Genomic DNA, 5,238 nt, shown 5'->3' on the forward strand with positions numbered 1-5,238 from the left:
ACCGTCAAGCGCTTTCACCGCCGTCGCGAGGGCATCGAGCTGCTGCCCGAGAACCCCGACTTCTGCCCATCGTGGTGGGCCCGGAGGTCGAGGACTTCCAGATCGAGGGCATCGCCGTCGGCCTGGTGCGTCAGAACATGCTGATCTGAGCCCGGCTCATCCGCCATGATCAAGCGCCCCAAGGCCACCCGCGGCGAAGACTGCCAGACCCTGGAGCAACTGCCCAATGTGGGCCCGGCCATGGCCGGCGACCTGCGGGCCATGGGTCTGCATCAGCCCCAGGATCTGCGGGGGCAGGATCCACTGGCCCTGTACCGCCGGCTGGAAGCGCTGACCGGCACGCGGCAGGACCCCTGCGTGCTGGACACCTTCATGGCCATCGTCGACTTCATGGAAGGCGGGCCACCCCGGCCATGGTGGAGTTTCACCGCCTTGCGCAAGGAGCGGCACGGGGTGCTGCACCTCGACAGCCCCTTGACCGCCCCCGCCTGGGACGGATCGCACGAACGCGCGCGCCGCGAGGGCGCCAACCTCAGGGCGGGGTGAGGCTGTCGCGCCGGGCCAGCGCCGGGAACCAGCGCCACCACAGCAGCACCACGCACAGGGTCCCGACGCCTCCGGCCACCACGGCCCCCACCGGCCCCAGCAATGCGGCGGTGGCCCCGGATTCGAACTCGCCCAGCTGGTTGCTGGCGCCGATGAACACCGAGTTGACCGCCGACACCCGGCCGCGCATCTCGTCGGGGGTTTCCAGCTGCACCAGGGTCTGACGGATCACCACGCTGACCATGTCGGCTGCGCCGGTGATGGCCAGGGCCAGAAAGGCCGGCCAGAACGAGCGCGACAGACCGAAACCGATGGTGGCCAGGCCGAACAGGGCCACCGCCACCAGCAGCCACACCCCGGCGCGGCGGCGCAGCGGGCGCCGGGCCAGCCACAAGCCCACCCCCACCGCCCCCAGGGCCGGGGCCGAACGCAGCAGGCCCAGCGCCTCGGGACCGCTGTGCAGGATGTCGCGCGCAAAGATGGGCAGCAGGGCCGTGGCCCCGCCCAGCAGCACGGCGAACAGGTCCAGCGAGATGGCACCCAGCATCACCGGCTGCTCGCGGATGAAGCGGATGCCCGCGGTCAGCTCACGCCAGCCCGGCGAAGGAGCCCGCGGTGGCACAGGCCGGGGACGGATGCTGAGCACCGCGCTGATCGCACCAAGCAGCAGCAGCAGCGACACGCCGTAGACCATGGCCGCGCCCCAGAACTCGGGGCCCAGCGGCCACAGGGTCTGCAGGCGCCGCCCCAGAACCGGCCCCGCGCCATAGAGCACGCCACCCAGGGCCGGCGCCAGCACCACCGCGGCCTGCATCACCGAGCTGTTGGTGGCCACGGCACGTGCCAGCAGGGACGACGGCACCAGGGTGGGCGTGAGGGCCTGCAGCGAGGGCATCTGCACCGCTCGGGCCATGCCCAACAGCACCGACAAGGCCAGGATCCAGCCCGCGCTCAGGGCCGCCCCCAGGCTGGCCAGCATCAGGCCCAGGGCCACGGTGCATTGCAGACTCAGGCTCAGCGCCAGCAGGCGGCGTCGGTCATGGCGGTCCACCAGGTGCCCGGCCGGCAGGGTGAAGAGCAAGGCAGGCACGAACTGCACCAGACCCACCAGACCGAGCTGCCAGGCGCTGCGGGTCAGGTCGTACATCTGCCAACCCAGGGCCACCATCAGCATCTGGTTGGCGGAGGTGCCGGCGATGCGGGTGGCCAGCAGCCGGAGGTAGTCGGTCTGGTCACGCAGACGCAGTGTCGGCGCTGGTTCGGCAAGCGCCGATGGGGAGGACGAAGGCATTCGTCACAGCTTATCCCACCGGCAGGATCCCTGCCGGCGCCGGGTCATGCGGCGGTCTGGGCCTCGCCGGCTGCGGTCGCTCGGGGCACCGAAGAGGCGGTCATGCCCTCAGGCAGCTTGAGCGAGGACGGGTCCGCAGACGCCTGGATCTCCGCTTGCAGCGCATCGGCCAGCTCTTTGCTGGTGAGGCCCAGCACCCGGACATAGCGCTGCGCGGCCTGCTTGAGTGCCAGCTGCGCGCGCTGCGGCGGAAGACCGGCCGCATCGATCATCTCGTTGGCGCAGCTTGCGGCATAACGCAGCACATCACCATCGTCGTCCGCTCCGCGATGGGCCTCGGAGGGCACCACGCGGCGGATCATGCGCAGCACGCTGCCGTCGAGCCCCCAATGCCGGGCCACCGCCAGGCCCAGCTCCTCGGTGTCCACACCCAACACGGCATAGGACGCGGCTTCGGGCGACAACCCGGGCTGGGCCTGTTCGCCCGGCACACCCTCGATGTGCTGCATCAGCCGGCGGATCTGGTGGGCCTCCTCCGGGAAGTGGTACTGCACCACCAAACGCCCCAGGTTCTGCATCAGCGCAATCAGGTAGACCACTTCGCCGTCGTAGCCGGCCGGGGCCAGGCGCACGGCCAGCCGCCCGGCGCGGTGCACGCGTGCGATCAGCTGCTCCATCTCGACCGCGGCAGACTCGTTCATCGGCCCCGGCCAGCGGCGCAGGGCCAAGGCGGCACGGCGCACGCCTTCCAGCCCCAGCATGGCAATCGCCCGGCGCAGCATCAGCACCGGCCCCTCCGCACTGACCTGGGCACTGTTGACAAGGCGCAGCAGCTCGAAGGTGAGCGCAATGTCCCCCAGCACCACATCGGCCAGCTCACTGGTGCGGCTGTTGTCCATCAGGGCCAGACGGGCCACGCGCTCCGCCCCACCCGGCTGTGCAGGCAGCACACCGGCAGACTGGATGCGATCCATCAGCAAGGCCAGCGGCCCATCGCTCTCGGCCTGGGTGCGCAGCCATCCCTCCAGCGCCCCCTGGAGCACCCGGGCGTTGTGGTAACGGTGGCGCGGCTGGCGGTCTGTCGCCCGGTTCACGATGGCACGCAAGGCATCGGGCACCGGACGCGACAGCGCCCAGGGCAGGCGCACGATCTCATTGCCCGTGGGGGGCATTCTGGCCATGGTGCGGCCCATGTCGGGCTCGTCCAGGGCCGGCGTGCCGGCCAGGGCCTGGTAGGCCACCAGCCCCAGGGCCAGCACATCGCGCTCGGCGGCCTCGCGCACGGCCCGCAATTCCTGCATGGCGCCGTCCCGGGCCGCCCAGGCGTCCCGCCCGGCCACCTCCAGCCCCATCAGCAAGGGCGTTCCCGCATCGGTCAGACCCAGCATCCAGGGCTGGATGTCGCCATGGGCGACACCGGCTTCATGGGCATAGGCCAGCCCCTGGGCCACCCCGGCCACCCAGGTGGCCACATCGACAGGTGGCAGGCCGTCACGGCTGAAGCGCTCGGCCCAGGTCACCACCGTCGAGCGGTCATACATGGCGTAAGGCCAGCGCTCATGCTCACCCACCTCGATGGCCTGGGCCAAATGGGGATGTTCCAGACGCGCGCCCTTGCGCACCGCCCGCTGCCAAGCCTCGGCGCCCCCGCCTTCGGGTTGCTTGCGAGGGATGGCCAGCATGCAGTCCTGCTGCTGGCGTGTGTCCACCGCCGCCCACATCATCGTGCGCTCGCTCTTGCCCAGCAGGGCCATGAGCTGGAAGCGCCCGAACATGCGCCCGGCCCCCGCGGTCGACGCGGACCGGCTGGACGAAGCGGATTCTGGAGGGGAACTGGCGGCGCTGGACATCGGAGAGGCGGCTGTTTGGATCCGATTGGAAATGCTATCCCTGGGAATCGAGGCACGGATGTGCGGGCCAAACGAAGGCCAGTTTCTCGTCTTGGCCTCCCGCCGCGAAGACCACCCCTGCGGCCAGCGTGCCCAAGCCGGATGTGTCAGAATCCCTCGCACTTCAGCTGAACGAAGCCCTTTGTCCGTCCGTGGACCCGGAGTTTCGCTGCCAGGCTGAAGCCCCCTTAGGAAACATTTCCATGAGCAGCGAACTGATCAAGCACATCACCGACGCTTCGTTCGAAGCTGACGTTCTGAAGTCCGGCAAACCCGTCCTGGTGGATTACTGGGCCGAATGGTGCGGCCCCTGCAAGATGATTGCCCCCATCCTGGACGAAACCGCCAAGGAATACGGTGAGCGTCTGCAGATCACCAAGATGAACGTCGACGAGAACCGCGACGTGCCGGCCAAGTTCGGCATCCGCGGCATCCCGACCCTGATGCTGTTCAAGGACGGACAACTGGCCGCCACCAAGGTGGGCGCCCTGTCCAAGGCCCAACTGGCCCAATTCCTCGAGAGCCATCTATAATCTCGCCTGTCGCACCGGGGTGAGGCCTGATTTCAGGCCGCCCCGTGGCTGCAAACAGGCTTGAGGCCGCAGCGTCCGGAACCCACCGGTTCCCTGGCACGCCAGATTCACGGCCCCCCGCCCCCACCAACCGTTTCCACGAGCTTCGCACCCTGATGGGTCGCGACAAGGCGCTTGCCCTGCGGCGAGCCGGTCCTGCGACATCCGTCCAGGTCCGTGTGCCCCTGCCCCCGTGGCGTACCACCCCAAGGGTGACCCCCGATGCATCTTTCTGAATTGAAGGCGCTTCACGTCTCCGCACTCATCAAGATGGGTGAGGAGCTGGAGATCGACAACGTCGCTCGCCTGCGCAAGCAGGAGCTGATGTTCGCGATCATGAAGAAGCGCGCCAAGGCCGGCGAACAGGTGTTCGGCGATGGCGTGCTGGAAGTGCTGCCCGATGGCTTCGGCTTCCTGCGTTCGATCGACACCAGCTACATGGCGTCGACCGACGACATCTACCTGAGCCCCAGCCAGGTGCGCCGCTTCAACCTCCACACGGGCGACCTGGTGGAAGGCGAGGTGCGCGTGCCCAAGGACGGCGAGCGCTACTTCGCCCTGGTGAAGGTCGACCGCGTCAACGGCCTGAGCCCGGAGGAGAACAAGCACAAGATCATGTTCGAGAACCTGACGCCGCTCTTCCCGAAGGAGGCGTTCAAGCTCGAGCGTGACAATCTCAAGGCCGACGAGAACATCACCGGCCGCATCATCGATCTCATCGCCCCGATCGGCAAAGGCCAGCGCGCGCTGCTGGTGGCCCAGCCCAAGACCGGCAAGACGATGATGATGAAGCACATCGCCCATGCGCTGGTGGCCAACCACCCCGAGATCCACCTGATCGTGCTGCTGGTCGACGAACGGCCGGAAGAAGTGACCGAGATGGTGCGCACCGTGCGCGGCGAAGTCATCAGCTCCACCTTCGACGAGCCCGCGGCCCGCC

5 protein-coding genes and 1 pseudogene are annotated in these 5,238 nt (G+C 68.7%); 4 read left to right on the forward strand and 2 right to left on the reverse strand.

Annotated elements, in window-relative coordinates:
• Both I73_RS34030 and I73_RS28060 read left to right on the forward strand, forming a co-directional pair.
• A pseudogene (locus I73_RS34030) lies at positions 1-149 on the forward strand (LexA family protein); the annotation flags it as partial.
• Between the two features lie 16 nt (positions 150-165).
• Positions 166-546, forward strand: a complete 381-nt coding sequence (locus I73_RS28060; protein ID WP_022981295.1) for a helix-hairpin-helix domain-containing protein — start codon at positions 166-168, stop codon at positions 544-546.
• Here the strand turns inward: I73_RS28060 and I73_RS14620 are convergent.
• Positions 533-1,837, reverse strand: coding sequence for an MFS transporter (locus tag I73_RS14620; protein ID WP_022981296.1), 1,305 nt, complete (start codon positions 1,835-1,837; stop codon positions 533-535). The two genes, I73_RS28060 and I73_RS14620, sit on opposite strands and share 14 nt — an antisense overlap.
• A gap of 44 nt (positions 1,838-1,881) precedes the next feature.
• Complete coding sequence (locus I73_RS28065; RefSeq protein ID WP_051049223.1) at positions 1,882-3,612, reverse strand: HDOD domain-containing protein; 1,731 nt, start codon at positions 3,610-3,612, stop codon at positions 1,882-1,884.
• 317 nt (positions 3,613-3,929) lie between these two features.
• Here I73_RS28065 and trxA point away from each other — a divergent pair, with 317 nt between their 5' ends.
• Positions 3,930-4,259, forward strand: coding sequence for a thioredoxin TrxA (trxA, locus tag I73_RS14630; RefSeq protein WP_022981298.1), 330 nt, complete (start codon positions 3,930-3,932; stop codon positions 4,257-4,259).
• Between the two features lie 261 nt (positions 4,260-4,520).
• A partial coding sequence (rho, locus tag I73_RS14635) for a transcription termination factor Rho (protein ID WP_040500398.1) occupies positions 4,521-5,238 on the forward strand: 718 nt, incomplete at its 3' end.

This window comes from Ideonella sp. B508-1, from assembly GCF_000333615.1.
In the GTDB taxonomy this organism is placed as follows: Bacteria; Pseudomonadota; Gammaproteobacteria; order Burkholderiales; family Burkholderiaceae_C; genus Ideonella.